Genomic DNA, 25011 nt, shown 5'->3' with positions numbered 1-25011 from the left:
GCTTGTCCGCCATCCCCAGCGAAAAGACGTTTAGCCGCCCTACATTGCACGAACAAACCATGATATCTCGGAGGAGACACAAGAAAATCTAGGTCTTGAATGGTTCGGCAATTTCTTCCCTTAAACGGTCTGCGGGCCTTCGAGGCGTCCGCCCGGCATCTGAGCTTCACCCGTGCGGCCATTGAACTGTGCGTGACGCAGGCGGCTGTCAGCCAGCAGGTGAAAGGGCTGGAAAAGCGACTGGGTGTCGCTCTTTTCCAGCGGCTTCCGCGCGGCTTGAAGATCACCGCCGAAGGTGAGGCCTTGTTGCCGACGGTGACCAGTTCCTTCGACCAGATGGCGACGACGCTCGACCGGATCGAGGCCGGACAGGTGCGCGAATTGCTGTTTCTCGGCGTTGTGGGCACCTTCGCCGTCGGCTGGCTGCTGCCGCGGCTGGCGGCGTTTCAAAAGCGGCATCCTTTCATCGATGTCAGGGTTTCCACCAACAACAACCGGGTGGACATGGCGGCGGAGGGGCTGGATTTCGCCATTCGTTTCGGCCAGGGCTCCTGGCATGGCACGGATGCCTTCCGTCTGTTCGAGGCGCCGCTTTCGCCGCTCTGCACGCCGAAACTGGCGGAAATGCTGAAAGAGCCCGCCGACCTGATGGATGCAACATTGCTGCGCAGCTACCGCGCCGATGAGTGGAGCACATGGTTTGCCGCGGCGGGCGTTTCACCGGCGGCGCAGGTGAATGCCGGCATCGTCTTCGACACGTCGCTCGGCATGATGGAAGCGGCGCTTCAGGGGCTGGGCGTGGCGCTCGCGCCGCCATCGATGTTTTCGCGGCATCTGGCATCGGGCGCGGTCATGCAGCCCTTTCCCGTCACCATCTCGCTTGGAAGCTACTGGCTGACCCGCCTGCAATCGAAACCGCAGACATCAGCCATGCAGGCCTTTTCCGACTGGCTGTTCGAGACCATCGGGACGGCGTGACCGGCCCTATCACATCAAGGCGAGCAGAACGCCGCCGACCGCGCAGAGAAGGACCACGGCCCATGGCGGCGTTTTCCACACCGTCAGCAGGATGAAGCCGGTGAGCGCAAGGGTAAAATCCTTCGGCGTGAAGATCGCGCTCGTCCACACCGGGTCATAAAGGGCGGCACCGAGAATGCCGACGACGGCGGCGTTTGCCCCGCGCATGGCGGCCTGCACCGTCAGGTGTTTGCGGAAACCTTCCCAGAAGGGAAGCGCGCCGACGAGCAGCAGCATGCCCGGCAGGAAGATCGCGACAAGAGCGATCGCCGCACCCACAATGCCGTTAGGCTGCGGGCCTACCACCGCGCCGAGATAGGCGGCGAAGGTGAAGAGCGGGCCGGGCACCGCCTGTGTTGCGCCATAACCGGCAATAAAAGCGTCTTTTGTGACCCAGCCGGTCGCGACGACTTCCGATTGCAGCAGCGGCAACACCACATGGCCGCCGCCAAAGACCAGCGCGCCGGCGCGATAAAAAGCATCAAACAGGGAGATGCCCTGCGACGATGCCCCTGCTGCAAGCAGCGGCAAAAGGCCGAGAAGCACGGCGAAGGTGGCGAGCGCACCATATCCGACGCTTTTCGACACCCGGAAACTGAGGTGGGTGGCCTGTCCCGCGGCACCGGAGCGACAGAAGACAAGCCCGGCGAATGCGCCGAGGCCAAGCGCCAGAACCTGCCCGAATGCACCCGCGACGAACACCACGCAGACGATGCCGGCAAGCGCAATGCTGGCACGCTGACGATCCGGCGCGAGGCTTTTCGCCATGCCCCACACGGCCTGCGCCACCACGGCGACAGCGACGATCTTCAAACCGTGCAACAGACCGGTGCCGACCGGCCCTTCGATCGAAGCGGCGACCATGGCGAAAAGAATGAGGAGAATGGCCGATGGCAAAGTGAATGCCGCCCAGGCCGCCAGCGCACCGAGCGGCCCTGCCCTGAGCAGCCCCAACGCAAACCCCACCTGGCTGGAGGCCGGGCCCGGCAGAAACTGGCAGAGCGCCACGAGATCGGCATAACCAGCCTCGTCGATCCATTTGCGCCGCACGACAAGCTCGTCGCGGAAATAACCGAGATGGGCGATGGGGCCGCCGAAGGAGGTGACGCCAAGCTTCAGAAAGGCTGCGAAAACCTCCCCCGGTGTGCCCTGCGGCGCTCTATTACCTTCACGTTCCTGCGATGCCACGTCTCTCTCCACACAGTGCCGCGCGACTCGTCGGCACTGGGTGGATATCAGACACTATTGCAACAGGAACATGAAGGGCCCGTCCCCAAGACGATCCGGTCTCAGGCGATCAGGCCCTTCAAGGGACGGATGAGGTCGGATCCGGGAAAGACAAGCTTGTCCAGGGCTCCGGCGCTTGCGCCGAGATGATCGATGGCAAGTCCCTTGATGACGGCACGTAGATCGGTGGTCGCGGCAAGGTCGCGGCCGTCACGCAGCTGCGCTTCCTTAAGGCCCGGCCAATCGGCGATGACACGGCCGCCGCGGATGCAGCCACCGGCCAGAAAGGCGGTGGTGGCGGTGCCGTGATCTGTCCCTTCTGTGCCGTTGATACGTGCGGTGCGGCCAAATTCCGTGGCCACGAGTATCACAGTATCCTTCCAGACCGGCCCCAGCTCCTGTTCGAAGGCCGCAAGGGCATTATCTAGACCGGACAAGAGCTTGGCGAGGCGATCGACCTCCTGCGCATGGGTATCCCAGCCCTCGAAAGCCAGCGCTGCCACGCGGGGGCCTTCCGGATGGGCAATCAGCCGTGCCGCGCCACGCGCCATCTGCTCCATTCCCTGCGGATCACCGGGGCCACCGCGCGCCTTGATGTCGACACCCGATGCGATCCTGCCGGTCTCCACACCTTCCGCCAGCAGGGCGGCGAGCATCGGGTCCGTCTGGCCGTAGAGATCGGCAAGCCGGGGTGCAAGATCGCCATCGGCGGGCCGCAGCACGGATGGCGCCCATCCAAGGATCGGAGCCTTGCCGCGAATGACGAGCGGTGCGCTGGCCCCGATGGCAAGCCCGCTCACCCGGTCGCCGGCGGCAGGATTGATCGTTTCTCCCGCCGGCATCTGCTCCAGCAGCCGGTTGAGCCAGCCGCTTTCGACATGGCCTGGTGTCGCAAAACCGGATTCGAGAACGTCCTGCCCGTCAAAGTGGGATCGGTCGCGATAACCGGTGGCGCTGGCATGCACCACGGCCGCCTCACCCTTGCGGTAAAGCCGCTGGAAATTGCGTAGCGAAGGATGCAGCGCGAAATACCCATCCAGCGCCAGCGCCGGGTTTTCGCCTTCCGTTCGCAGCGTCAATTGCTGCCTTAGCGCTTCGTAATCGGGATCGCCGACCGGTGGCACGGCGGTCAGCCCGTCAAGCGCGCCACGCAGGATGATCGTCACGAAACGCGGATCACGCCCGGAGGCCGCATGGGCGAAACGCGGCATGAAGGCCCAGGCAAAAAGAGCACCGGTTGCACCGAGAACGGCGCGGCGGGTGGGGGAGAAATCTTCGCACAGCATGGTTAGCGCCTCTGAAATTCGGGGGAAAGGAAAGCCATGGTCAGGCCCTGCGGCTTGGTTTCCGCGCGCTGGACGGCCTGGGCGGTCTCACGCGTCAGAAGCGGACCGAACCGATCGGCAACAAAGTCACGGGGGTCGATACCGCCGCCAACCTGATGGGCAAAAAGGCTCGCGGCATCGATCCGCGTTGCCAGCCCCTCGGAGGAACCCCAACTATCGCTCACGTCGGAAAACCCGTTCGGTCCGGAGGGGTCCCAGAAAGGCTGCCCGAGCGCCTTCAGCACCGAAACGATCTGTTCAGGTTTCGGCTTGACATCGCTGCTGCGCAGCACGGCGGTGACGAAATCGAGCGGTGGCCGCAACTTCTTGAGAGTGGGATCCCAAGCTTCTTCCGCATCCAGCATGGCAAGATAGGTGGCGGCGAGATCGCCGTGGGATTTGGTGTAGGCAGCGGCGATCTTGGTCACCAGCGCCACAGGCGGCTGGTCGCTGACGAAGTGCCTTGCCAGTTTGAAGGCAAGGTGGCGGGCGGTGGATGGGTGATGGGCGAGATCGCGCAGCGCCCGCCGCCCCTGCTCCATCCCGGCATCGGCATAGGTGATGCCCATCACCGCGTGATCACCCGGCTCGTGGCTGTTGGCATTGAAGCTGAAGCGCCCGACCGGCCCCGGCCTGTTCTCGTCACGATAAACGGTCCAGCCGGTGATGATGCGCGCAAGCTCCGTCACGTCAGCCTGATTGTAACCGCCATCCACGCCCAACGTGTGAAGTTCCATGATCTCGCGGGCCAGATTTTCGTTCAGGCCGCGCTTGCCGTTTTTGTTGGCCGGTGAGTTGGGACCGATCGATTGCTGGTTGTCGAGAAAGAACAGCATGGCTGGATGGGTTTCCACGGCAACCAGCATGTCCTCGAAATTGCCGAATATATGCGGGCGGATCGCTTCGCGCTCGAAGGCGCCGGCGAGCATGTGCACATCGCCACCCTTACCGATGGCGACGGAGAAGTGGTTTGCCCAGAACATCGCAAGACGTTCGCCAAAGCCGATCAGAGGCTGGCGGACGGTGCCATTAAAACGCGCATCGACCTCCGCCAGCAATATCTGTTGGGGAAGATAGGGTCTCTTATTGGCCACGTCGGCCGGTTTGTCTTTTGACATGGGTGGCGGCATGGTCGGCGCGGCCGCCATTCCAGCCTTATCCATCCTGTTGTCCGTCTCAGTCATCGCCTTCTCAACAGAGACGGCGGTTACCGCCGGTTTTTCACGTTCGGCTTTCACCTGCCTGTTGAAGGCAATGAGCGAGACCATGAGATCGGCGCTGGAGTGCAATTGCGGGCCAACCGGGATCGGCACCGCATGTTCGGTTACTTCTGACCGCAAGAGATCGCGTGGATCATCCGCAATTGCCTGCAGGTCTCCCTGCCGGGCACCAAGACCGAAGCGCCAGAGGCACAGCGCGGCATCCACTTGACTGGAATTAGGCGTCGTATTTGACATGGCCGATACGAACTCCGTTTCGTTATCGGCCTTTTAACGGCGTGGATATCGCAAATCCGTCGCCGCCGAATTGTGATCATTTCGTGGCAGGCTTCGGCGCCTCGCGGGAGAGCAGGCCTTCCGCGAGACGCCGTCTTGCATCCAGCGAAAGCGTGCGGGTAAATTCCACGGCCTGAAGCTCGACCGCGGCCCGGACCGCATATTCCGCCTTGCGGGCGCGTTCCAGCGCGTCGGACAGCGCTTTTGTGTCCAGCGTATCGGCGCCCATCAGTGAAGCAGCCTCGATACGCGCCTGCCGTGCCTCGGCCGAGGTCTCGCGCATCGGTTTGCGTGCATCGCTGAGCATCTGGCGAAAGGCCTCCCGCTCCGCCTTTGGCAGCTGCTCTCCGGCAAGCGGCATCCGTGATGCCGAGGCTGTGGTATCGTTGCGCAGATAAACGAAACCGGCACCGGCAAGGGCGCAGACGAGGAATGTATTGACGACGAGCAGCACGACGACAATACAGCGGAAATTCTGATCGGTCATTTCGCGTCCTCAGCCAACTCGTTTTCACTTTGCAAATTTCCGAATGCCGTCAGATTGTCGCCAAACGAGAAAGACGGCGGCGGGGTGAGATTGATGACGGCGACAGCACCGGTCAGGGCACCCGCAAGGCTGATGCCGACCATGCCGGCACCAATCCCGAAACGGACGAACCGCCGGTGGCGCGAAAGCCGGGATGTGCCTTCTGCAAGAATGCGTCCCTGAAGTGCGGCGGAGGGCGCAGCCTTGGGCCGGAAAGCGGCCAAGGCGCGGTCCAGCTGCGCCGCGTCGCTGAGCAGACGCTGACCATCGGCTGTTTCGGAATAAAGCTCGGCTTTCGCGCGACGATCCTCGGGCCAGCGTCTTGGATCGGCGCCATATGCCGAAACGAGGGCGGAAAATGCCTGCCCGTCCATGCCGTCTTCCCTCGACCCGCTCATGTCTCATCCTCGTTCAAGATTTTCTGCAACGCTCTGCGCCCGCGCGACAGAAGACTTTCCAGTGCGTCGACGCTGACATGCATGATGTCGGCGGCCTCCCGGTTCGACATTTCCTGATAATAGACCAGAATGATCGCCTCCCGTTGCCGCTCGGGAATAAGGGAGAGCGCCCGCCCGACAGCCTCGCCCTCGTCGATATCAGCGCCGCCGTTTTCCGACGACGTGCGCGCATCGGCAAGGTCGGACGGCTGGGCGACGGATATTTCACGTCGCTTCCGCAGCCGGTCATAACACAGGTTCAGCGCTACACGGTGTATCCACGTATCAAACCGCGCAGCGCCCTGCCTCCATGTTCCCGCGTGTTTCCATATCCGCAGAAAGGTCTCCTGCGCGACATCCTCCGCCTCGACCGGATCTCCCAGCATGCGGGTTGCCAGCGCCATGATCCTCGGCAATTTTGCCTCAACCAGTGTCCGCATCGCCCTGATATCTCCTGCCGCGACATCTGCCACGAGCTTTGCATCGGGGTCGCTCACCATGCTCCGGTCGAATCTCCGTTGCGGTCCTGCAAAGCTGGACAAGGAATGTCGATAAATGACGTTTTACACGCAATTTTCGACTTTAACGGGGAAAGGCGCGAAAATCCGTCGCGGCGTTTCGAAATTTTTTCAGCAACGATGAAGGCGGATTCACGCCGTCATGCGGTCCGGCCGAAATGCCTCCAGCAGGCCGTGATAGGGCTTGGCGACCGGCTTGGCATAAGCACCGCTTTTGGCGGTGGAAAGCCCCATGGAAACAAGGGATTCGGCCTGTTTAACGGCGGCTGCGACACCATCAACGACCGGCACGCCGAATTCGGCGCGCAGCTCGGCGGTCAGGTCCGCCATGCCGGCGCAGCCGAGAACGATTGCCTCCGCCCGGTCTTCCTTCAGCGCCAGCGCAATCTCCTGCCGCAGCCTTTCGCGGGCGTTCGAAGCGGAATCTTCGAGCGACAGCACGGGAATATCGGCGGCGCGCACATTGCAGCGGGCGGACATGCCATATCGATGAACCAGATGTTCGAGCGGCAACCGGGAACGCTCCATCGTCGTGACGATGGTGAATTTCTGCGCGATGAAGGCGGTGGCGGAGACCGCCGCCTCGCAGAGGCCGATGACGGGAATATCGCAGAATGCGCGCGCCGCATCGAGCCCGGTATCGTCGAAACAGGCGATGACGGCCGCGTCAACGCCAAGCGCCGGAGCCTTGGCAAGTTCAAGCAGCAGGCCGGGCACGGCAAAAACCTCGTCATAATAACCTTCGATGGAGACAGGCCCCATGGAGGAGGTCACCGCGAGAATTTCGGTATCCCGGCCGACCACCCGCATGGCGGCGTCGGCGATTGTTGCGGTCATCGACTGGGTGGTATTGGGATTGACGACGAGGATGCGCATTGGACGTTTCTTTATCCGCGTGAATGGCGGCGGTTGAGGGCGACGATCAGGCCGAGCGTGGCCGCAATCACCAGAAGGGAAAACAGCGTCGTGACGGCACCCAGCGCATAAAGCACCGGCGTCGTGACATTGGTGGTCATGCCGTAGATTTCCAGCGGCAGCGTGTTGTAGGTGCCCGATGTCATCAGCGTGCGGGCGAACTCGTCATAAGAAAGTGTGAAACCGAACAGGCCGACACCGATCAGGCTCGGTGCGATCATCGGCAGCACCACATGGGCGAAGGTCTGCCAGGAGGACGCGCCGAGATCGCGGGCCGCCTCCTCATATGAAGGCGAGAAGCGGTTGAAGACGGCGAGCATGATGAGCACACCGAAAGGAAGCGTCCAGGTGAGATGCGCGCCGAAAGCTGATGTATACCATGAAGGTTCAAGCCCAAGCTGCTGGAAAAGAACACCAATACCAAGCGATATGATAATCGAGGGCACCACCAGGCTCGCGACCGAGAGGTAAAAAAGCGGCGTCGCGCCGATGAATTTACGCCTGAAGGCAAGGCCCGCCAGCAGCGAAACGAGGACGGTGACGGCCATGACCATCAGTCCAAGGCCGAAAGAGCGGCGGAACGAGCCGCCGAAATCGCCGACCGCCTGCTGTTCGAAGAGATTGCCGAACCAGTGCAGCGAAACGCCGTTCAGCGGAAAGGTCAGCCCGCCATTCGGTCCCTGAAAGGCAAGGATGAGGATGGCCGATAGCGGGCCATAGAGAAACAGCACGAAGAGGACGAAAAAGAAGGCGAGAATGTAGAATTCGCGGCCGCGTTTTTCCTGATGCATGGATCAAAGCTCCTTGCGGATATCGACGATGCGCAGGATGCCCGCCACCATCAGCAGAACGAGGATGAGCAGGATGACGGCGTTCGCGGCCGCCGCCGGATATTGCAGTAGCGACATCTGGTTCTTCATCATCAGCGCCACCGACGCGCTCTGGCCACCGGACATGACCTGAACGGTGGAGAAATCCGCCATGACCAGCGTCACGACGAAGATGCTGCCGATGGCCATGCCGGGTTTGGCAAGCGGAATAATGACATTGCTGAGTGTCTGCCATCCCGTCGCGCCGGCGTCACGCGCCGCCTCTATCAGCGATTTGTCGATGCGCATCAGCGTGTTGAAGATCGGCGTGACCATGAACAGCGTATAAAGATGCACCATGGCCAGCACCACGGCGAAATCGGAATAAAGCAGCCACTCAACCGGCTCGGGAAGGATGCCGGAGCCGACCAATGCGCTGTTGACGAGACCGTTTCGCCCGAGAACGGGGATCCAGGAAATCATGCGGATGATGTTCGAGGTCAGGAACGGCACGGTGCAGACGAGGAACAGCACCATCTGCATGGTGGTGGTGCGAATGTGGAAGGCGAGGAAATAGGCAACCCAGAAACCGCAGAACAGCGTGATCGCCCAGACGATGGCCGCGTATTTCAGCGTGTTGAGATAGGTCTGCCAGGTCACCCAGGAACCGAGCGTCTCCAGGTAGTTGAAGGTGACGAAATCGGGATACATCTGGGCGAAGTCGTAGTCCCAAAAGCTGACAACGGCGATCATGAGGATCGGCAGGGCCAGGAAAAAGCCGAGGATCAGGAAAAGCGGCGTGGCCTGAATATAGGACACAAGCTTCTGCGGCAGGGCGAAGCTGCGGGACAGCTTCTCCTTTTTTTCACTGACGCCGATGAGCCTAACCGTCACCATGGGGGAGCCTTTCGCTGGGTTTGCAGAAGTACCGGCGGCTTTCGCACCGGGTAGTGTGTCAGGCAAAGCTCTCTTCAAACGCGACGTCATCCTCGGGCTTGTCCCGAGGATCCAACCACGTTTGATGTGGTGGTTCGTTAGATCCTCGGGTCAAGCCCGAGGATGACGGAGAGTTTAGAGGCTCTGTTACTATCGAGATCGGCGGCCAACGCCACCGATCTCGTCTGTCTCGGAGTACTAAGCAGCGATGAACTCGTTCCAGCGGCGGACCATGTAGCGGTCTTCGTCCATGACGGAGTTCCAGCAGGCGACCTTGCCCATGCGCTCCTGGAACGAACCGCCGTCGCGCACCGCACCCGCCTTTTCCATGACCTTGCCATCGGGCGCGATGATATCGCCCTGCGCGGGCTTGCCTTCGACCCAGTAACCCCACTCATCGGCGGACATGTGTTCTTTCGCCGTATCCATGGCGGCGGAATAATAACCCTGACGGTTGAGATAGGCGCCAACCCAGCCGGAGGTGTACCAGTTGATATATTCATAGGCCGCGTCGAGCTTCGCACCGGAGAGGTGCTTGGCAAGGCCAAGACCACCGCCCCAGGAGCGATAGCCTTCCTTCAGCGGCTGGTATTTGCAGGCGATGCCCTTGGAACGGACGGCTGCAACAGCGGGCGACCACATGGACTGGATGATGACTTCACCCGAGGCCATGAGGTTGACGCTTTCATCGAAGCTCTTCCAGAAGGCACGGAACTGGCCGTCCTTCTTGGCCTTGATGAGGAAATCGATGGTCTTGTCGATCTCCTCCTTCGTCATGTTGCCCTTGTCGGCATATTTGATGTTGCCCATGGCTTCCATGATCATCGCGGCATCCATGATGCCGATGGAAGGAATGTTGAGGATCGAGGTTTTGCCCTTGAACTTCGGGTCCATGATATCGGCCCAGCTGGTGATATCGCGGCCGACGAGATCAGGACGGATGCCGAGCGTATCGGCATTGTAGATGGTCGGAACCATGGTGAAATATTCGGTCTCGCTCTTTGCAAACTTCTTGTCGCCGGGCTTTTCGACGAAACCGACCGTGTGCGGAGCGGTGCCCTGCGCCACGACGCTATCAGGCGTCAGCTTGCCGTTTTTGAACAGCGGCACGATCTTGTCGTAATATTTGAGCTTCTTGATTTCCATCGGCTGGATGACGCCGGCGGGATAGACCTTTTTCAGGATCCAGTATTCGATATCGGCGATATCGTAGGAGTTCGGCTGGGTGACGGCGCGCTGGGCGGCCGCATCCGAATCCGTCGCCGTCATTTCGAGCGTGATGCCGAGATCGGCCTTGCACTTTTCGGCAATGGCATTGAGGTTGGAGACGCCGGTGCCGAACTGGCGGATGGTGATGGGGTTCTGCGCCCAGATGGTCGGGAAGCCGGTGATGAGGCCGGAGCCGATCGCCGCACCTGTCGCAGCCGCGCCTGCCTTCAGAAGGCCGCGGCGGGACAGGCCCTTCTTGCTGTTGGTGATATCGGTCATTTCAAAGTTCTCCTCTGGTTATTTTTGGGGTCACTTCTCTACCCGGCCGAGCACGATGGCATCGGCCGCATTCCATGAAAGCGGTATGGCGTCTCCGGTCCTGACCGGATTTTCGAAAAAGGCGGCATCGCTGAGGATGACGTTGAAATCCTCGATACCCGCGCCCGTCACCGCGATCTTCACGCTCGCACCGCGATATTCGACGTTCGAGACGATGCCGGTGAAACCGAGGCCCGGCTGCTCGGCCTCGCCGACGCGGACCCGGTCGGTACGCACGGCGATGTCGACCGCGCCGTCATCCGGGGCCATGCCACTGGCGACAAATGTGCCACCGCCCGCCACTTCGAGCGTCACGAGATCACCCGATTTTTCGCGGTAGCGGCCGGAGATGACGTTATGATCCCCCATGAAACGGGCAACGAAAGCGGTGGCCGGGCGCTCGAATACCTCGCGCGGTGTGGCTGCCTGTTCGATGCGGCCGTCATTCATGACGACGACGATATCGGCAAGCGCCATCGCCTCTTCCTGGCTGTGGGTGACGTGCACGAAGGTGATGCCGAGCGAGGTCTGCAGCTTTTTCAGCTCGGCGCGCATGCGGATCTTGAGAAACGGATCGAGCGCCGACAGCGGCTCATCCAGCAACAGCGCCTCCGGATCGGTAATCAGCGCCCGGGCCAGTGCCACACGTTGCTGCTGGCCGCCGGAAAGCTGGGCCGGACGGCGGCTGGCATAGGGCTCGAGCTGCATCAGCTGCAACATCTCGAGCGCCTTGGCCCGCCGGGTCTCCTTATCCGCACCCTTCATCTTGAGGCTGAAGGCGACATTGTCGACGAGATCAAGATGCGGAAACAGCGCATAGGACTGGAACATCATCGCCGTGCCGCGCCGTGCCGGCGGCAGATCGGTGACCACCACATTGCCGAGCCTGATATCGCCGCTGGAAATGCTCTCGTGGCCGGCAATCATTCGAAGCGTCGAGGTCTTGCCGCAGCCCGAAGGACCAAGCAGGCAGCAATAACTTCCAGCCGGTATCTTGAGGCTGATCGCATGCACGGCGGTGGTGGTGCCGTAAATCTTGGATACGGACGCGATGTCGATTGCGGCGGCTTTGCTCATAAACACTCTCCTGCGACATCTTTGTCATGCAGGAGGCGTGCCAATCGGCTTAGCCGTTGATATAAAACGGAGTTTTTAACACAACCGCATCGCCATCCAACCGACTGCTTAAATTTGCAGCGATTGTTTTCGATTGATTGGCAAAATTGTATTCAATCCGGCGCCAGATTGTAGATAGTCTCCGCTGGCAAACACCTGTCGCGGCAGCGCCGGCAAACCGGCTTGCCTATCCCGCCCTGAAGCGGTCGAAGGCGGTGAGATGTTTGACGGTCGGATCGGCATCCCAGCGATAGATTTCGGTGCGCAGGAAATGCAGTTCCTCTTCGAGCTTCTCTCCCGGCAGTTCCACCCACCAGGATTTCGGCCGGCCATCGGAACCATCGGACCAGCGATAACCCCGCTTCTTCAGGTGATCCTTCATATCGAAAGGGCTGTTTTCCGCGTAAATCCGCACGCGCGAACGCCCGCTTGCTTCGTAGAGCTCTGCAAAAGGCGTGATATCCTGACCGGAGCGCCTCTGTTCCAGCACCTCCAGCAGGGCGAAACAATCATCCACCGCGCGATGGCCGTCGTGGAAATAACCTGATTGCCCGATCAGATAACCGAGCTTGTTGCCCTCGAAACCACGCACGCGCCAGTCTATTTCCGAAACCGAGCAGGCCCAGGCCTTGTCACGGAAGATCGGCGAGAAGGCCTCGCAAAAAGGGCGATCAAAGCCGGCATTATGGGCGATGATGAGATCGGCATCGGCAATGAGCGAAGTCAGGCGCACCATGTCGATCGACTGTCCGGCCACCATCTCGTCGGTAATCCCCGTCAGGCGGGTGATGTCTTCGGGAATGGCAACGCCCGGCTGCCGCAACCCGCCATAGATGCCGGTGACATCGCCGATCGCACCCTGGTCATCAAAGGTGAAGGTGATGACGCCGATTTCGATGATCTCGTCGGTGCGATAATCAAGGCCCGTCGTTTCCGTATCGAGGATCACGCCCTGGCGCGGGAATTCCGGTCTCGGGCGATCGACGATCGGACGCGGCTGCAGCCTTCGCAGGACACGATAATTGCCGGTGGCTTCAAGATGCGCGGCAAGTGCTTCATCATCCGTGCCGGCCTTTGGCACCGCTTCGCGACCACCCGACTTTCGTCCCCTTTCAGCCTGAGGAAGCCGCGCGGCCGCGGGGGCAAAAAAATCCATCTGGGAGGTCATTATGCGCGTGTCCGTCGTGCCCGGAAATCAAGATTGAGTACTCCAACATATGCGCAGAGGCTCACAGTAACAACAGCGTCCAGCCTCATCCACAGGAACGGGATATTTCATAGGGTACAGTTGAGGGTTGCGACTTCAATTTACGATGGTAAAAAAAGCGCACCGTTCCCGTGTTTCAGGAGAGAAGAAGAATGCCGCTTCCATCACCTTCCAACCCGAAAACGCTTGCCGACCAGAGCCAATTGAAGCTGTTTCCGCTGCAAAGTGGCCCGCATTTCGCCAATGTAGGTCTCAGCAACGGGGCGAGCGGCATTGTCTTCACGGGGTATACGCGAGATGCGAACGTGGACAATGAAGCCTTCTCCTGCTGCGGCAGCTACACCCTGCGCAACTCCGTGCATGCCGCCATTGCCGGCACGACCAGCGACAATTGCACGGTCTTTGCCCTGAAAAGCATCATTAACCAGCGCCCATGCCTGGCGGTCGGAAAGTTCGACCCGGATGGCAAACCGCTGGAATTGTCGAAGTCGGAGTTCGATCAGGTTACGAAACCGCTGTTCCAGTTTGCGGACAAGGTCTCACCGATCCTCGGCAGCGAACCGGCGCCGGGCATTCAGATCCGCAGCGGCGACGCCTCCTATAATTATCAGGTCGATGCGCGCAGCGGCCGCTTCCGCTTCACCTATAAGGACAGCATGAGCGGCGGTCGTTACGGACCTTCGGCCGACGGCAATATCTCTCTCGAGCACGACGGCCATCGCCTCGCCAAAATAAGTGCGGGCGGCAGCTATAGCAGTTCGGACAATTCGATTGCCGCCTCGGCCTATCGGGATATCGATTCCCGCGGTTTCGAGACGACGGTGCGCAGCGGCCAGGCTTCGGCGATGTTCGGAAGAACCTATACGGAAAACGCCATCACTCGCAAATTGGGCGTCGGTTACGGCAACACCTCGTTCCGACGCGAGGATACGCCGGGCGGAACGATCAAGGAAAGCCTCGGGCACAAGCTGGACAAGGTCACACTTGAAGTATCGCGCACGCGCGACCGGGCGAAGGGCACCGAATATATGCTGACCATCAAGATGGAGCTTTGAGACATCTGGCAACTGGGGCGGTCGCGACGGACTGCCTCACGAAGCCGGTCGATTGAAAAGATCCGCGCAATTGGCGGGATTGCCGATGATCTCGCTCGTCTTGATGGTGGAGGCGGCATTCGCGGTGATCTTGATGATGCAATCGCGACGATGTTCCTTGATCTTCATGCCCTCGGTTTCCGAAATGCGAGCCTGCCCGTCCACGGTCCTGATTTCGCGCCAGTTGCTGAGCCCGGCATAGGTCTCCACATCGACCTTCAGCCAGTAGGATTCGGTTTCGCCGTCTTCGATGATGACCTTGTTAGGGCGGCCGAGCCTTGCGATCGCGGCATCGCGCGGTTGCCCCACGAAGCCCGCAACGGTGCGGGACATCTCCGTCTCCCCGGTGCTTGTGCACGCCGCAACGACGACCAGAACGGCCACAAGACATCCGGTTTCAAACCATTTCATTTCCAGATCATTCCCCACACCTGCGGCCGGACCCCGTTGGCCAGTATTAGCGGCAAATCTATGCACAATCATGCCGCCCCGAAAGATGGGACAGCCGCAAAGCCGATCAACTTGTTATGATCGACGTGCCCGCAGAGCGAAGACATACCGGTCCGGCGCTCGCCGCTACTAACGGTTGCGGAACACGGTGCAGGGAACTCCCGCCCGCCTGATCTCGCCACAAAGCATGTTGGCTTCGGTGCGGGTTTCACGGCCGATGCGGGCGGCATAACGCGGCCGCGAGCCGAAGTTCCCGCCCCGCTGCCGCACGATCAGGGCTCGTTCGGCATTCAGCGGTTGTGAAAGCTGCAATATCGCCCGGGTGAAAAGCCGGTTCGCCACACCAGGACTATAATGCGCGGCAAGCTGCACGCCCCAGGGCGCCCAGTCGGCCGAGGCAATGAGGACGGGATCGTTCATGGTGCGGGTATCGGCCAGACGCACGCAGGCATCGAGGAAGGATCGGTTGTCATCCAGCGCCGGTGCCGCCTTTTCTGGCGGATTGTCCTTCCAGTTCTCCACGGGATATCCGGTGATCGCAAACACATAGTCGCGGGTCTCCGTCGGCAGGCGGCCGGTGGCGATGAAATTCCGCAGGCCCGCCTCACCCGCATTATAGGCTGCGGCGGCAAGACCGAAATTGCCGAACTGCACGTTCAGTTCCGAGAGGTAACGCGACGAGGCCTCAAGGGCGGCAATGATGTTGAAACTGTCTTCGAGACCACGCAGCCGTGCGGTGCCGGGCATGAACTGGGCAATGCCCTCCGCCCCTTTCGGGCTGACCGCACTGGCTCGGAACAGGCTTTCCCGCCAGATCAACCGGGCGAAATAGTCAGGCGGAACGGCGTGGCGGGCGGCGAGAACCTCGATAGCGCGGCAAAGATCATTATTGTAACTGCCGGCGTTGATGCACAGTTCCGGTGCGACATCATGGGAATAGGCGCAGGCGGTGTTTTTCCGGGCGGGCTCTTCGGCTTTCGCCGTGACGGAGGCTGAGAAAAGCAAACAGAAGGCAAGAGCCATGCGGCTTGTTGATATTCCTGCCAAGCGAGTATCCTCGAAAACTCCAACCGTGACGTGCCGATTATCCGTCAATGGGGAAGATATGCCCCGCTTTCGGGCTTGTCATCAGATATCGAACACCGAGAAAGACCAAACCAATCATGCCAACTTCATCCTCGGGCCTGCCCATTGCTGTCCGGTTTTTTGATAGAGGCCTGAAGCCGGTTGGGAAGAGTAAACATCCCCTCGGCGTCATCCTCGGCCCTGTACCGAGGATCTAATCACGTCGAATAAAATCAATCGGTTGCAGATCCTCGGGACAAGCCCGAGGATGACGTTGGAGAGTTTGGTACGATCTGTCATCCCACATCCACCGCTATGCTTCAGTGCGAGGATGACATCGAGAGCATGTGCGCACTCAGTACCGACTTCAGGGCGACTTAGCCTGCCTTAAAAGTCCTGCCACTCTTCATGCTTGACAGCAACAGCGGCCGAACCGCGTGCCGCAGGCGGGCGAGATGCGCTATGGCGCGCGCTTACAGGCGCGGTCTGCTGCTCGAAGCGGTTGCGAGAGGACGAAGTCGATCTCGGCGCATCCTCGAACCGGAATTGTCCGAGAAGCTCGAACAGCGCCGCCGCTTCCTTTGCAAGGCTATGGCTTGCGGCAGTCTGCTCTTCGACCATCGCCGCATTCTGCTGGGTGCCCTGATCGACCGTGTTGACCGCCTGGTTGATCTCGGCAAGCGCCGTGGACTGTTCGCGGGCAGCCTCAACGATCGCAACGACATTGGTGTTGATGTCACGCACCTGCTCGGCGATTTCCTGCAGGGCCGAACCAGCCCTGGTGACAAGGCCGACGCCATTTTCCACCTGCGCGCCCGAGGCATTAATCAGGCTCTTGATTTCCTTCGCCGCGGTTGCCGAACGCTGGGCTAGTTCGCGAACCTCCTGTGCCACGACGGCAAAACCCTTGCCCGCCTCCCCCGCACGCGCCGCTTCGACACCCGCATTCAGCGCCAGAAGATTGGTCTGGAAGGCGATTTCGTCGATCACGCCAATGATGTTGGAAATCTCGCGGGACGATTTTTCGATCTGATCCATGGCGCTGATCGCATCGCGCACCACCTGGCCGGAATGTTCCGCATGATCGCGAGCGCGGGCGACGATCTTGCCCGCCTCGTCCGCCCGGCGGCTGGAATCATTGACCGCCGTGGTGATCTCCTCGAGGGCGGCGGCCGTTTCCTCGATCGAGGCGGCCTGCTGTTCGGTGCGTTTGGCCAGATCATCGGCAGCGGAGCGTATCTCGTTCGAACCCGAGGAAATCGCACCGGCATTTTCGGAGACCAGCGTCATGGCCCTCTTCAGCTTTTCCGAAGCCGCGTTGAAATCCGTGCGCAGTCTTTCAAGAGAAGGAATGAAAGGCTTGTCGATGTTCTGTGCAAGATCGCCTTCGGCGAGATCGTTGAGGCATTGCGCCAGTTTCTCGACATTCTCGACGCGACCGGTCACGTCAGTGGCGAATTTGACGACCTTGAACACCTTGCCGTTCATATCGAAGATCGGATTATAAGAGGCCTGGATGAAGACCTTGCGGCCGCCCTTGCCGAGCCGCATGAACTCATCCGCAACGAGATCGCCGCCGGCAAGCTTCTGCCAGAACTGCTTATATTCCGGCGATTGCGTATAGGCGGGTTCGCAGAACATCGAATGATGCCGGCCCTGGACTTCGCTGAGCGAATATCCCAGCGCCGCAAGAAAATTGTCGTTGGCGGTCAGAACCTCGCCCTCGGGGGAAAATTCGATGATGGCCTGCGCCCGCGACAGGGCATCGATCTTGCCCGCATCTTCCGCCGCCCTCAGTTTGCGTTCGGTGATATCGGTGGCGATCTTGACCACTTTCACCGGCCTGCCGCGGCGGAACACCGGATTATAGGAGGCCTCGATCCACACTTCGCGGCCTCCCTTGCCGATGCGCTTATATTGCCGCTGATCGAACTGGCCGGATGCAAGCTTGGACCAGAAGGCCTTGTATTCCGGTGACGACACGACGGAGGGCTCGACGAACAGGCTGTGATGCCGGCCGACGATTTCGGCAAGCTCATAACCGAGCGCCCGACAGAAACTTTCATTGGCGGTCAGAATCTTTCCGGAGAGGTCAAATTCTATGATGGCCTGAGATTTGGAAAGTGCGGCGAGAACCGCGACAGCATTGGCACCACGATCAAGAATAGTCACGCGCAGTCCTCCGATGAAATAAAGTTCATATCGAAAATTATTCATGAATATTATGATTGCATTCTTAAATAATATTTAAGGATAATATTGACTTTCGTCATCAGGATTGAGACGGCGAGGCCCGGAATTTTCGGAACGTTTTTCGCACGGTCGCATTTTATGCCTGATGAGGAATGGGCAATCGGCCATTGAATTCCACCGGCCTGGAAAAATTTCAACTTTGGGAGGATCATGCACATGGAAAAGAACACGATCTGTATCTGGTACGACAAGGACGCGGAGGCTGCCGCCAGATTTTATGCCGAGACCTTTCCCGATAGCGCCGTGACCGCCGTGCATCATGCGCCGAGCGATTTTCACTCCGGCAAGAAGGGCGATGTGCTGACCGTGCAATTCACCGTAGCCGGGGTTTCCTGCATCGGCCTCAACGGCGGACCGACCTTCAAGCACAGCGAGGCTTTCTCGTTCCAGATATCGACCGAAGACCAGGAAGAAACCGACCGTTACTGGAACGCCATCGTCGGCAATGGCGGTGAAGAAAGCGCCTGCGGATGGTGCAAGGACAAATGGGGGGTCTCCTGGCAGATCACGCCACGCGTGCTGATGGACGCCATGGCTGCCGGTGGCGCAGAGGCCAAACGCGCCTTCGACGCGATGATGGATATGAAGAAAATCGACGTCGCCGCCATCGAGGCCGCACGTCGTGGTTGACGCGGACGACCGACTCAGCAGCAAGTAGCGAAGTTAAGCAAAAATCGCAAGTGACTGAAAACTAAATAAAAAATTCTATTTCTAGGATTTAAGGCACATTTGCAGCCGCGCAGAATGCCCTGCGCGGCCAGTCATCACAAAACGTTCAACAAAATGTAAGCGAGCCGTCAAAGACGGCTGTTAGCAGAGCCGGTGGCGTCGTGCCGGGGACGTGATGTCCTTGCCGAGCAGGCCATCATTCCATTAACGGGGCTCAACTCATGAAATCTTCCGCTCTGACTTCCTTCGTGGCCGGCATTGCCGTCGCCGCCGCTTTCGGCGCAACGGCTGCCCACGCAGAAAAGACCAAGTTCGAATTCTGGTACGGCCTTTCCGGCGATCTCGGCGAGCGCGTTCAGGAAACCTGCAAGAAGTTCAACGATACCCAGGCCGATTTCGAGATCGTCTGCACCTCGCAGAACGATTACGAATCCACCCTGCAGAACACCATTGCTGCCTATCGCGCCAAGAAACAGCCCGCCATCACCCAGATTTACGACGCCGGCACGTTGGATATGATGCTGTCCAAGGCCTTCGTTCCCGCCAAAAAGCTGATGGCCGACAATGGCTACAAGATCGACTGGAACAATTATTTCCCCGGCATCGCCAATTATTACGCCACGGCCTCGGGCGAGCTGAATTCCTTCCCCTATAATTCCTCCACCGCCGTCTTTTATTATAATGTCGATGCCTTCGAAAAAGCTGGCATCACCTTCAAGCCCGACACCTGGGAAGAGGTTGAGGAGGCTTCGAAGAAGCTTAAAGCCGCTGGTTTCGAATGCCCGCTCGCCTTCAACTTCGACACCTGGATGCTGATGGAGCAGTTCTCCGCCATCCACAATCAGCCGATCGCCACCAAGGCCAACGGCTATCAGGGTCTCGACGCCGAACTGACGATCAACAAGACCAAGTTCGTCGACCAGGTCAAATTCTTCAAGAAGATGCAGGACGAGAAGCTGTTCGTCGTCAAGACCAAGCAGCTCGGCATGGACATTTTGCCCGCCTTCACCTCGCAGACCTGCCAGATGTTCATGACCTCGATCGCCAACCACGGTACCGTCGGCAAGGGCATGCCGCAGGGCGTGAAGTGGGACGTCGTCATGCTGCCGATCTGGAAGGGCACAGAGCGTCACAATTCGCTGGTCGGCGGCGCTTCGCTGTGGGTCATGGCCGGTCGTCCGGATGCCGAATACAAGGGTGCCGCCGCATTCCTGAACTTCATCGCCCAGCCTGACATGGTTGAGTGGTGGTCAACGGTCACCGGCTACATCCCCGTCACCAAGACCGGTTTTGACGCCATGAAGGCCAACGGTTTTTACGACAAGGCTCCCTACAAAGGTCGCGAAAAGGCAATCGAAAGCCTGACCTTTACACCGCCTTCCGAATATACCCGCGGTATCCGCCTCGGCGGCTTCACGCAGATCCGCAAGGAAGTCGCGACCTCGCTTGAAGCCATCTTCATGCAGAACGCCGATATCCAGGCCGAACTCGACAAGGCCGTGGAGCGCTCCAATGCCGGTCTGCGCCGCTTCGAAAAGACCTATGAAGGCGCCAAGCTGAACTAAGCCCGTTTTCATTGCCGTCATAAGGCCTGTCCGGACATCCTCCGGGCAGGCCCGCCTCAATCTCGAACATTGCCGGTCTCCAATGGAAAAACGTACCGTTTTCAAAAGCACATGGCTGCCAGTGCTCTTCGCCCTGCCGCAGTTCCTGCTCATCCTTCTGTTCTTCTATTGGCCGGTTGTCGCGGTACTGAAATGGGCATTCACCCTCGAACCGCCCTTCGGCGGCCCGGCGGAATTTGTCGGCCTCGCCAATTTCGTGGAGACCTTCGGCGATCCGCTTTACTGGCAATCGATCGTCACGAGCCTGACCTTCGCCATCGTCGGACCGTTTTTTGCCATTCTCATCGGCCTCGTGCTGGCCCTTGCAGTCGATCGCCAGCTTCCCGGTTCAGGTTTCTTCCGGGTACTTTATATCCTGCCCTATGCGATTGCCGGTCCCGCCGCGGGCATGGCCTTCCGCTTCATCCTGTCACCGGAACGCGGTCTCGCCGCCTCACTGAACGCCTGGTGGCCCGATATCTGGAACCCGGCCAAATATAATGAACATGCGCTGGCCCTCATCATTGTCATCTTCATCTGGAAATGGGCGGGCTACACCTTCATCTTCCTGTTCGCCGGACTGCAATCGGTGCCGCGCTCGCTGACCGAGGCCGCCGCCATGGATGGTTCCGGGCCGATCCGCCGCGCCATCGACATCCAGGTGCCGCTGCTTGCGCCTACCCTGTTCTTCCTGACCGTCATCATGATGACCGAGGGTTTCGTCGGCGCCGATACATTCGGCATCGTCGCCTCCACGACCGAGGGTGGTCCAAACCACGCCACGGAAGTGATGGTCTATCGCATCGTCAGCGAGGCCTTCGAGGGGCTGAACTACTCCGGCGCCTCGGCCCAGAGCCTCGTCCTCATCGGCCTCATCATGGTCTTCACCTTCATTCAGTTCCGCTTCGTTGAGCGGCAAGTCCACTACAAGTGAGGCGGCGATGATCCAGCGCACACCCTATGCCGACGCCCTGACCTACGCGATCATGGTGGCGGGCTTTCTCCTGCTCATCGGCCCCTTCCTCGTCGTCATTTCCGGCGCGAGCCAGTCTGTTCAGCAGGTCAACAGCGTGCCGTTCAGCTTCATGCCGCAAGGCGAATTCCTCGCCAATGCGCAGACCGCCTGGGCACGCGCCAATCTTGGCAACGCCCTCTGGAACAGCCTGATCATGGCGACGCTGGTGACCATCGGCAAGGTGGCGCTGTCCGCCTTCACCGCCTTCGCCATCGTCTTCTTCCGCTCGCCGCTGAAACATCTGTTCTTCTGGACGGTCTTCATCACCCTGATGCTGCCGCTCGAAGTGCGCGTGGTCCCGACCTATTCGGTCGCCGCCGATGTTTTCCAGCCGCTCCGCTCCATTCTCGGCCTGTTCGGCATCGAGATGACGCTGGAATGGAACCTCCTGAACTCCTATGCCGGCCTGACCCTGCCGCTTGTCGCCACCGCCACCGGCACCTTTCTCTACCGGCAGTTCTTCATGACGATCCCGGACGAACTGGCCGAAGCGGCCCGCATGGACGGCTCGGGCGCCGCACGTTTCTTCGTCGACATGTTGCTGCCGCTCTCGCGCACCAACATGCTGGCACTCACCACCATCATGTTCGTTTATGCCTGGAACCAGTATCTGTGGCCGCTGCTGATGGTCACCGACCCTTCCTACAAGACGGTGATGATGTCGCTCCGGGCGCTTTTGCCCGCCGATGACGGCACGCCGGACTGGAACGTGACGCTCGCCGGTTCCCTCATCATCATCCTGCCGCCGCTTTTCGTCGTAGCCTTCCTGCAACGCTGGTTCGTCCGTGGCCTCGTCTCGTCCGACAAGTGACGCGCGGCTTTCAACAACAAGGTTTTCTATCATGGCTCAGATCGATATTCGTCAGGTCCGCAAATCCTATGGCAAGACGCCGACCCTGCACGGGGTGGATCTTTCTTTCGACTCCGGCGAATTCGTCGTCATCCTCGGCCCTTCGGGCTGCGGCAAATCCACGCTTCTGCGCATGATCGCCGGCCTGGAGGAGATCACCTCGGGCGAGATCGCCATTGGCGGGCGCGTGGTCAACACGCTGGAGCCGCGTGAGCGCGGCTGCGCCATGGTGTTCCAGAATTATGCGCTTTATCCGCATATGTCGGTGGCCGCCAATATCGGTTATGCGCTGAAGGTCGCCGGCGTTCCAAAGGCCGAGCGCCAGCGCCGCATCGAGGAGACCGCCAAGATTGTCGGCCTGTCCGACTATCTGGAACGCAAGCCGGCCGCCCTTTCCGGCGGCCAGCGCCAGCGCGTGGCCATGGCCCGCGCCATCATCCGCGAACCCGCCGTGTTTCTGTTCGACGAGCCGCTGTCCAACCTCGATGCCAAGCTGCGCGTATCCATGCGCGCTGAAATCCGCAAGCTGCACCAGCGCCTCTCGGCCACCTCCATTTTCGTCACCCATGACCAGGTGGAAGCCATGACGCTGGCCGACCGGCTGGTGGTGATGAACAAGGGCAATGTCGAGCAGGTCGGCCATCCGCTCGATATCTATCACCGCCCGGCCAGCACCTTTGTCGCCTCCTTCATCGGCTCACCCGCCATGAACCTTTTCACCACAAAGGTGGAAGTGGAGACCCCTGCCGTGATGCTCTCCGGCACGCCGGTGAAACTCTTCCCGGAAACCGCGCTGGAACTGCGCGGCCGCAATGTGACGGTCGGCATCCGCCCGGAACAATGCGTGGTGAGTATGGATGGCCCCGGCGTGCCTGCTATCGTGGATTTCGTCGAAGAACTTGGCTCCGGTCGCATCGTGCATGCGGACATAGCCGGCGAAACCTTCTCTGCCGCCATCGGTGAGGATCTCCTGGTAAAACCCGGCCAGCGCATCCATCTCGATCTTCCCACCGCCCATCTCCATTTCTTCGACCCGGCCACCGGCAAGCGGATCGAAACGGAGGGAACGGCGGAGACTGCCCGAAGCAAGAACGAGACGCTGCTCGCGGTTTGAGGCGGGTGCAAGATATGTCCGTCGCGGTTTAGAAAATCTCTGCCCGCGCCGGACAAGCAATCGAGTGACCGTCACCCTTTCACGCCTGACGAAATCATGATCGCTTCCGTGACGCGTCGCTGGAAGACGACATAGGCGATGATGACCGGTAGCGCCGCCAGCATGGCGATAGCCATCAGCCGCGCATAAGCGACGCCGAAGGTGTCGTTTACCTGGGTGATGCCAACAGGGATCGTCATCATGTTTTCCGAGGTGACGACGAGGAATGGCCAGAAGAAGGCGTTCCACACCGTGATGAACGTCACGATTGCCATGGCGGTGGTGATACCCCAGTTCAATGGCAGATAGGCCTTGAAAAGAATGGTGTATTCGCCGCCACCATCCAGAACCACAGCCTCGCGCATCTCCTTCGGCACGCTGTCGAAGAACTGTTTGTAGACGATGATGACGATGGGCGTGATGAGTTGCGGCAGGATGATGCCCGCCCAGGTGTTGATGAGGTTGAGGTTCTTCATCAGGATGAACTGGGTGACCACAAGCGTTTGCGCCGGCACCATGAAACTCGCCAGCACGATACCGTAAAGCAGTCGCCTGCCCGGAAAGCGGATTTGCGACAGCGCATAGGCACACAACATCGAAATCAGGAGCACCGATACGGTGACGATCGCCGCCGTGCCGACGGAATTGATATACCAGTTCATCAACTTCGTATTGAAGATGGCGCTGACATAGGCGCTCAGCCGGAATTCATCGGGGATCAGCGATGTATTGCCCGCGACATTCTCATCCGAACGGATGGACGTCACAAATGTCCAGTAGAGCGGGAAAATCCAGACCAGTGCCGCAGAAAAGGTCAGCGCAGTCAGGATAATGTTTTCTAGTCTTCTGGTGAGGCTCATGAGTTCCTCCGGATGCGCAGCAACTGGAACTGGAGAATGGAAACGATGACGATCAGCAGGAACAGCACGGTGGAAACGGCGGAAGCGTAACCACCATTGTTCAACTGGAACGCCTCGCGATAGACCTTGAGCAGAAGCACAAAGCTGGAATTGAAGGGACCACCGCCGCTCAGGAGATAGATCTGATCGAATATCTTCAGCTGCAGGATCAATTGCAGGGTGAGAACCAGTGCCGTGACGGGCCAGAGAAGCGGCCAGGTCACCCGCCAGAAGCGCTGCCAGGTCGTTGCGCCATCGAGAGAGGCAGCCTCATAAAGCTCGGTCGGAATATTGCGCAATCCGGCTATGAAGAGCAGCACATTAAAGCCGTTCGTCCACCAGATGGTGACCACGGCGACCATCGGCATCACCCAATAGGGATTCTTGAAGACCGCGACCGGCTTTCCGGCAATCAGCGAGATCACTGGCTGGAGAATACCGAACTGCAGATCGAGCATCCACGCCCAGATTTCAGTGACGACAGAAACCGGCAGCACATAGGGCAGGAAGAAGAGGCTCATGGCGATCGTCTGCTTCACGCCCGACAGGCGGCTGACGGCGAGCGCGATCGTCAGGGCGATGACGGTCGTCGGAACAACGGTCAAAAGCACGAAATAGCCGTTGTTTTTCAAAGAGGTCACAAAGAGGCGGTCGCTTAGCAGCTTTGTGTAGTTCGCAAACCCCACCCAGTTGCCCTCACCGATCAAGGGTGCATCGGTGAAGCTGATGCGCACCATCTCGATCAGCGGATAAAGGAAAAAAGTGGCGAAGACCACGATGAACGGCGTCACCATCGACAGCGCGATCAGCGATTTCTTGCGCCGGTTTTCAATCATAGCCATGAACGGTCTCCGGGACATTACGCATTGCAGGGCACCCCTCCGGCCCGAGACCGGAGGGTTG

The 25011-nt window shown here is 59.8% G+C and carries 24 protein-coding genes; 7 read left to right on the top strand and 17 right to left on the bottom strand.

Annotated features, from left to right (window positions below; all coding sequences use genetic code 11):
- The first annotated feature begins 99 nt into the window (after positions 1-99).
- A complete protein-coding gene (locus tag GSF67_RS22985; protein WP_006311937.1) occupies positions 100-978 on the top strand; it encodes a LysR substrate-binding domain-containing protein in 879 nt (292 codons plus the stop codon).
- Between the two features lie 9 nt (positions 979-987).
- Here the strand turns inward: GSF67_RS22985 and chrA are convergent, their stop codons facing one another.
- The 12 genes from chrA to GSF67_RS22925 form a co-directional block, all read right to left on the bottom strand.
- Positions 988-2205, bottom strand: coding sequence for a chromate efflux transporter (gene chrA, locus GSF67_RS22980; RefSeq protein ID WP_006311936.1), 1218 nt, complete (start codon positions 2203-2205; stop codon positions 988-990).
- 101 nt (positions 2206-2306) lie between these two features.
- The gene (locus GSF67_RS22975; RefSeq protein WP_006311935.1) at positions 2307-3530 is read right to left on the bottom strand and encodes a DUF1501 domain-containing protein; all 1224 of its coding nucleotides are present in this window, start codon (positions 3528-3530) and stop codon (positions 2307-2309) included.
- Positions 3531-3532: 2 nt separating this feature from the next.
- Positions 3533-5026, bottom strand: a complete 1494-nt coding sequence (locus tag GSF67_RS22970) for a DUF1800 family protein (RefSeq protein ID WP_035214973.1) — start codon at positions 5024-5026, stop codon at positions 3533-3535.
- A 76-nt stretch (positions 5027-5102) separates the two neighbouring features.
- The gene (locus GSF67_RS22965; protein WP_006311933.1) at positions 5103-5552 is read right to left on the bottom strand and encodes a periplasmic heavy metal sensor; all 450 of its coding nucleotides are present in this window, start codon (positions 5550-5552) and stop codon (positions 5103-5105) included.
- The gene (locus GSF67_RS22960) at positions 5549-5989 is read right to left on the bottom strand and encodes a hypothetical protein (protein ID WP_035214971.1); all 441 of its coding nucleotides are present in this window, start codon (positions 5987-5989) and stop codon (positions 5549-5551) included. Before GSF67_RS22960 ends, GSF67_RS22965 begins: the two co-directional genes overlap by 4 nt.
- Entirely contained in the window at positions 5986-6528 is a 543-nt protein-coding gene (locus GSF67_RS22955) for an RNA polymerase sigma factor (RefSeq protein WP_006311931.1), read from the bottom strand. The genes GSF67_RS22960 and GSF67_RS22955 overlap by 4 nt, the downstream gene beginning before the upstream one ends.
- Before the next feature lie 150 nt (positions 6529-6678).
- Positions 6679-7422 (bottom strand): aspartate/glutamate racemase family protein, encoded by a 744-nt coding sequence (locus tag GSF67_RS22950; RefSeq protein ID WP_006311930.1) that lies wholly within the window; start codon positions 7420-7422, stop codon positions 6679-6681.
- 11 nt (positions 7423-7433) lie between these two features.
- Positions 7434-8252 carry an ABC transporter permease gene (locus tag GSF67_RS22945; protein WP_006311929.1) on the bottom strand — a complete coding sequence of 273 codons (819 nt, stop codon included), beginning with the start codon at positions 8250-8252 and terminating at the stop codon, positions 7434-7436.
- A gap of 3 nt (positions 8253-8255) precedes the next feature.
- Positions 8256-9167, bottom strand: coding sequence for an ABC transporter permease (locus GSF67_RS22940; RefSeq protein WP_006311927.1), 912 nt, complete (start codon positions 9165-9167; stop codon positions 8256-8258).
- 237 nt (positions 9168-9404) lie between these two features.
- Complete coding sequence (locus tag GSF67_RS22935; protein ID WP_006311926.1) at positions 9405-10694, bottom strand: PotD/PotF family extracellular solute-binding protein; 1290 nt, start codon at positions 10692-10694, stop codon at positions 9405-9407.
- A gap of 30 nt (positions 10695-10724) precedes the next feature.
- Positions 10725-11810, bottom strand: coding sequence for an ABC transporter ATP-binding protein (locus GSF67_RS22930; RefSeq protein WP_006311925.1), 1086 nt, complete (start codon positions 11808-11810; stop codon positions 10725-10727).
- A gap of 226 nt (positions 11811-12036) precedes the next feature.
- A complete protein-coding gene (locus tag GSF67_RS22925) occupies positions 12037-13017 on the bottom strand; it encodes a 3'-5' exonuclease (RefSeq protein ID WP_006311924.1) in 981 nt (326 codons plus the stop codon).
- A 191-nt stretch (positions 13018-13208) separates the two neighbouring features.
- Here GSF67_RS22925 and GSF67_RS22920 point away from each other — a divergent pair, with 191 nt between their 5' ends.
- Positions 13209-14111, top strand: coding sequence for a hypothetical protein (locus GSF67_RS22920; RefSeq protein WP_006311923.1), 903 nt, complete (start codon positions 13209-13211; stop codon positions 14109-14111).
- A 36-nt stretch (positions 14112-14147) separates the two neighbouring features.
- On the opposite strand, the gene GSF67_RS22915 is transcribed toward GSF67_RS22920, so the two are convergent.
- From GSF67_RS22915 to GSF67_RS22905, 3 genes are all read right to left on the bottom strand, one after another.
- Positions 14148-14561 carry a hypothetical protein gene (locus tag GSF67_RS22915; RefSeq protein WP_006311922.1) on the bottom strand — a complete coding sequence of 138 codons (414 nt, stop codon included), beginning with the start codon at positions 14559-14561 and terminating at the stop codon, positions 14148-14150.
- A gap of 168 nt (positions 14562-14729) precedes the next feature.
- Positions 14730-15623: a transglycosylase SLT domain-containing protein gene (locus GSF67_RS22910; protein ID WP_006311921.1), complete on the bottom strand. Its 894-nt coding sequence runs from the start codon at positions 15621-15623 to the stop codon at positions 14730-14732.
- 429 nt (positions 15624-16052) lie between these two features.
- On the bottom strand, positions 16053-17837 hold the full coding sequence (locus GSF67_RS22905) for a PAS domain-containing methyl-accepting chemotaxis protein (protein ID WP_035214995.1): 1785 nt from the start codon (positions 17835-17837) through the stop codon (positions 16053-16055).
- 237 nt (positions 17838-18074) lie between these two features.
- Here GSF67_RS22905 and GSF67_RS22900 point away from each other — a divergent pair, with 237 nt between their 5' ends.
- The 5 genes from GSF67_RS22900 to GSF67_RS22880 all read left to right on the top strand — a co-directional run bounded on the left by GSF67_RS22900 (position 18075) and on the right by GSF67_RS22880 (position 23170).
- Positions 18075-18548 (top strand): VOC family protein, encoded by a 474-nt coding sequence (locus GSF67_RS22900; RefSeq protein ID WP_006311917.1) that lies wholly within the window; start codon positions 18075-18077, stop codon positions 18546-18548.
- A gap of 260 nt (positions 18549-18808) precedes the next feature.
- Entirely contained in the window at positions 18809-20152 is a 1344-nt protein-coding gene (locus GSF67_RS22895) for an extracellular solute-binding protein (protein WP_006311916.1), read from the top strand.
- 82 nt (positions 20153-20234) lie between these two features.
- A complete protein-coding gene (locus GSF67_RS22890; RefSeq protein WP_006311915.1) occupies positions 20235-21125 on the top strand; it encodes a carbohydrate ABC transporter permease in 891 nt (296 codons plus the stop codon).
- Between the two features lie 7 nt (positions 21126-21132).
- The gene (locus GSF67_RS22885; RefSeq protein WP_006311914.1) at positions 21133-22017 is read left to right on the top strand and encodes an ABC transporter permease subunit; all 885 of its coding nucleotides are present in this window, start codon (positions 21133-21135) and stop codon (positions 22015-22017) included.
- Between the two features lie 31 nt (positions 22018-22048).
- Positions 22049-23170 (top strand): sn-glycerol-3-phosphate import ATP-binding protein UgpC, encoded by a 1122-nt coding sequence (locus GSF67_RS22880; RefSeq protein ID WP_006311913.1) that lies wholly within the window; start codon positions 22049-22051, stop codon positions 23168-23170.
- A 71-nt stretch (positions 23171-23241) separates the two neighbouring features.
- Here the strand turns inward: GSF67_RS22880 and GSF67_RS22875 are convergent, their stop codons facing one another.
- Together GSF67_RS22875 and GSF67_RS22870 are read right to left on the bottom strand one after the other, a co-directional pair.
- Positions 23242-24069 carry a carbohydrate ABC transporter permease gene (locus GSF67_RS22875; protein ID WP_006311912.1) on the bottom strand — a complete coding sequence of 276 codons (828 nt, stop codon included), beginning with the start codon at positions 24067-24069 and terminating at the stop codon, positions 23242-23244.
- Entirely contained in the window at positions 24066-24950 is an 885-nt protein-coding gene (locus GSF67_RS22870) for a carbohydrate ABC transporter permease (protein ID WP_006311911.1), read from the bottom strand. The genes GSF67_RS22875 and GSF67_RS22870 overlap by 4 nt, the downstream gene beginning before the upstream one ends.
- Positions 24951-25011 lie beyond the last annotated feature (61 nt).

Origin of the sequence: Agrobacterium sp. CGMCC 11546 (genome assembly GCF_013365515.1) — a bacterium.
Taxonomy (GTDB): domain Bacteria; phylum Pseudomonadota; class Alphaproteobacteria; order Rhizobiales; family Rhizobiaceae; genus Agrobacterium; species Agrobacterium fabrum.
The sequence above is the reverse complement of the archived record's forward strand: the minus strand, read 5'-3'. Positions and strand labels throughout refer to the sequence as shown.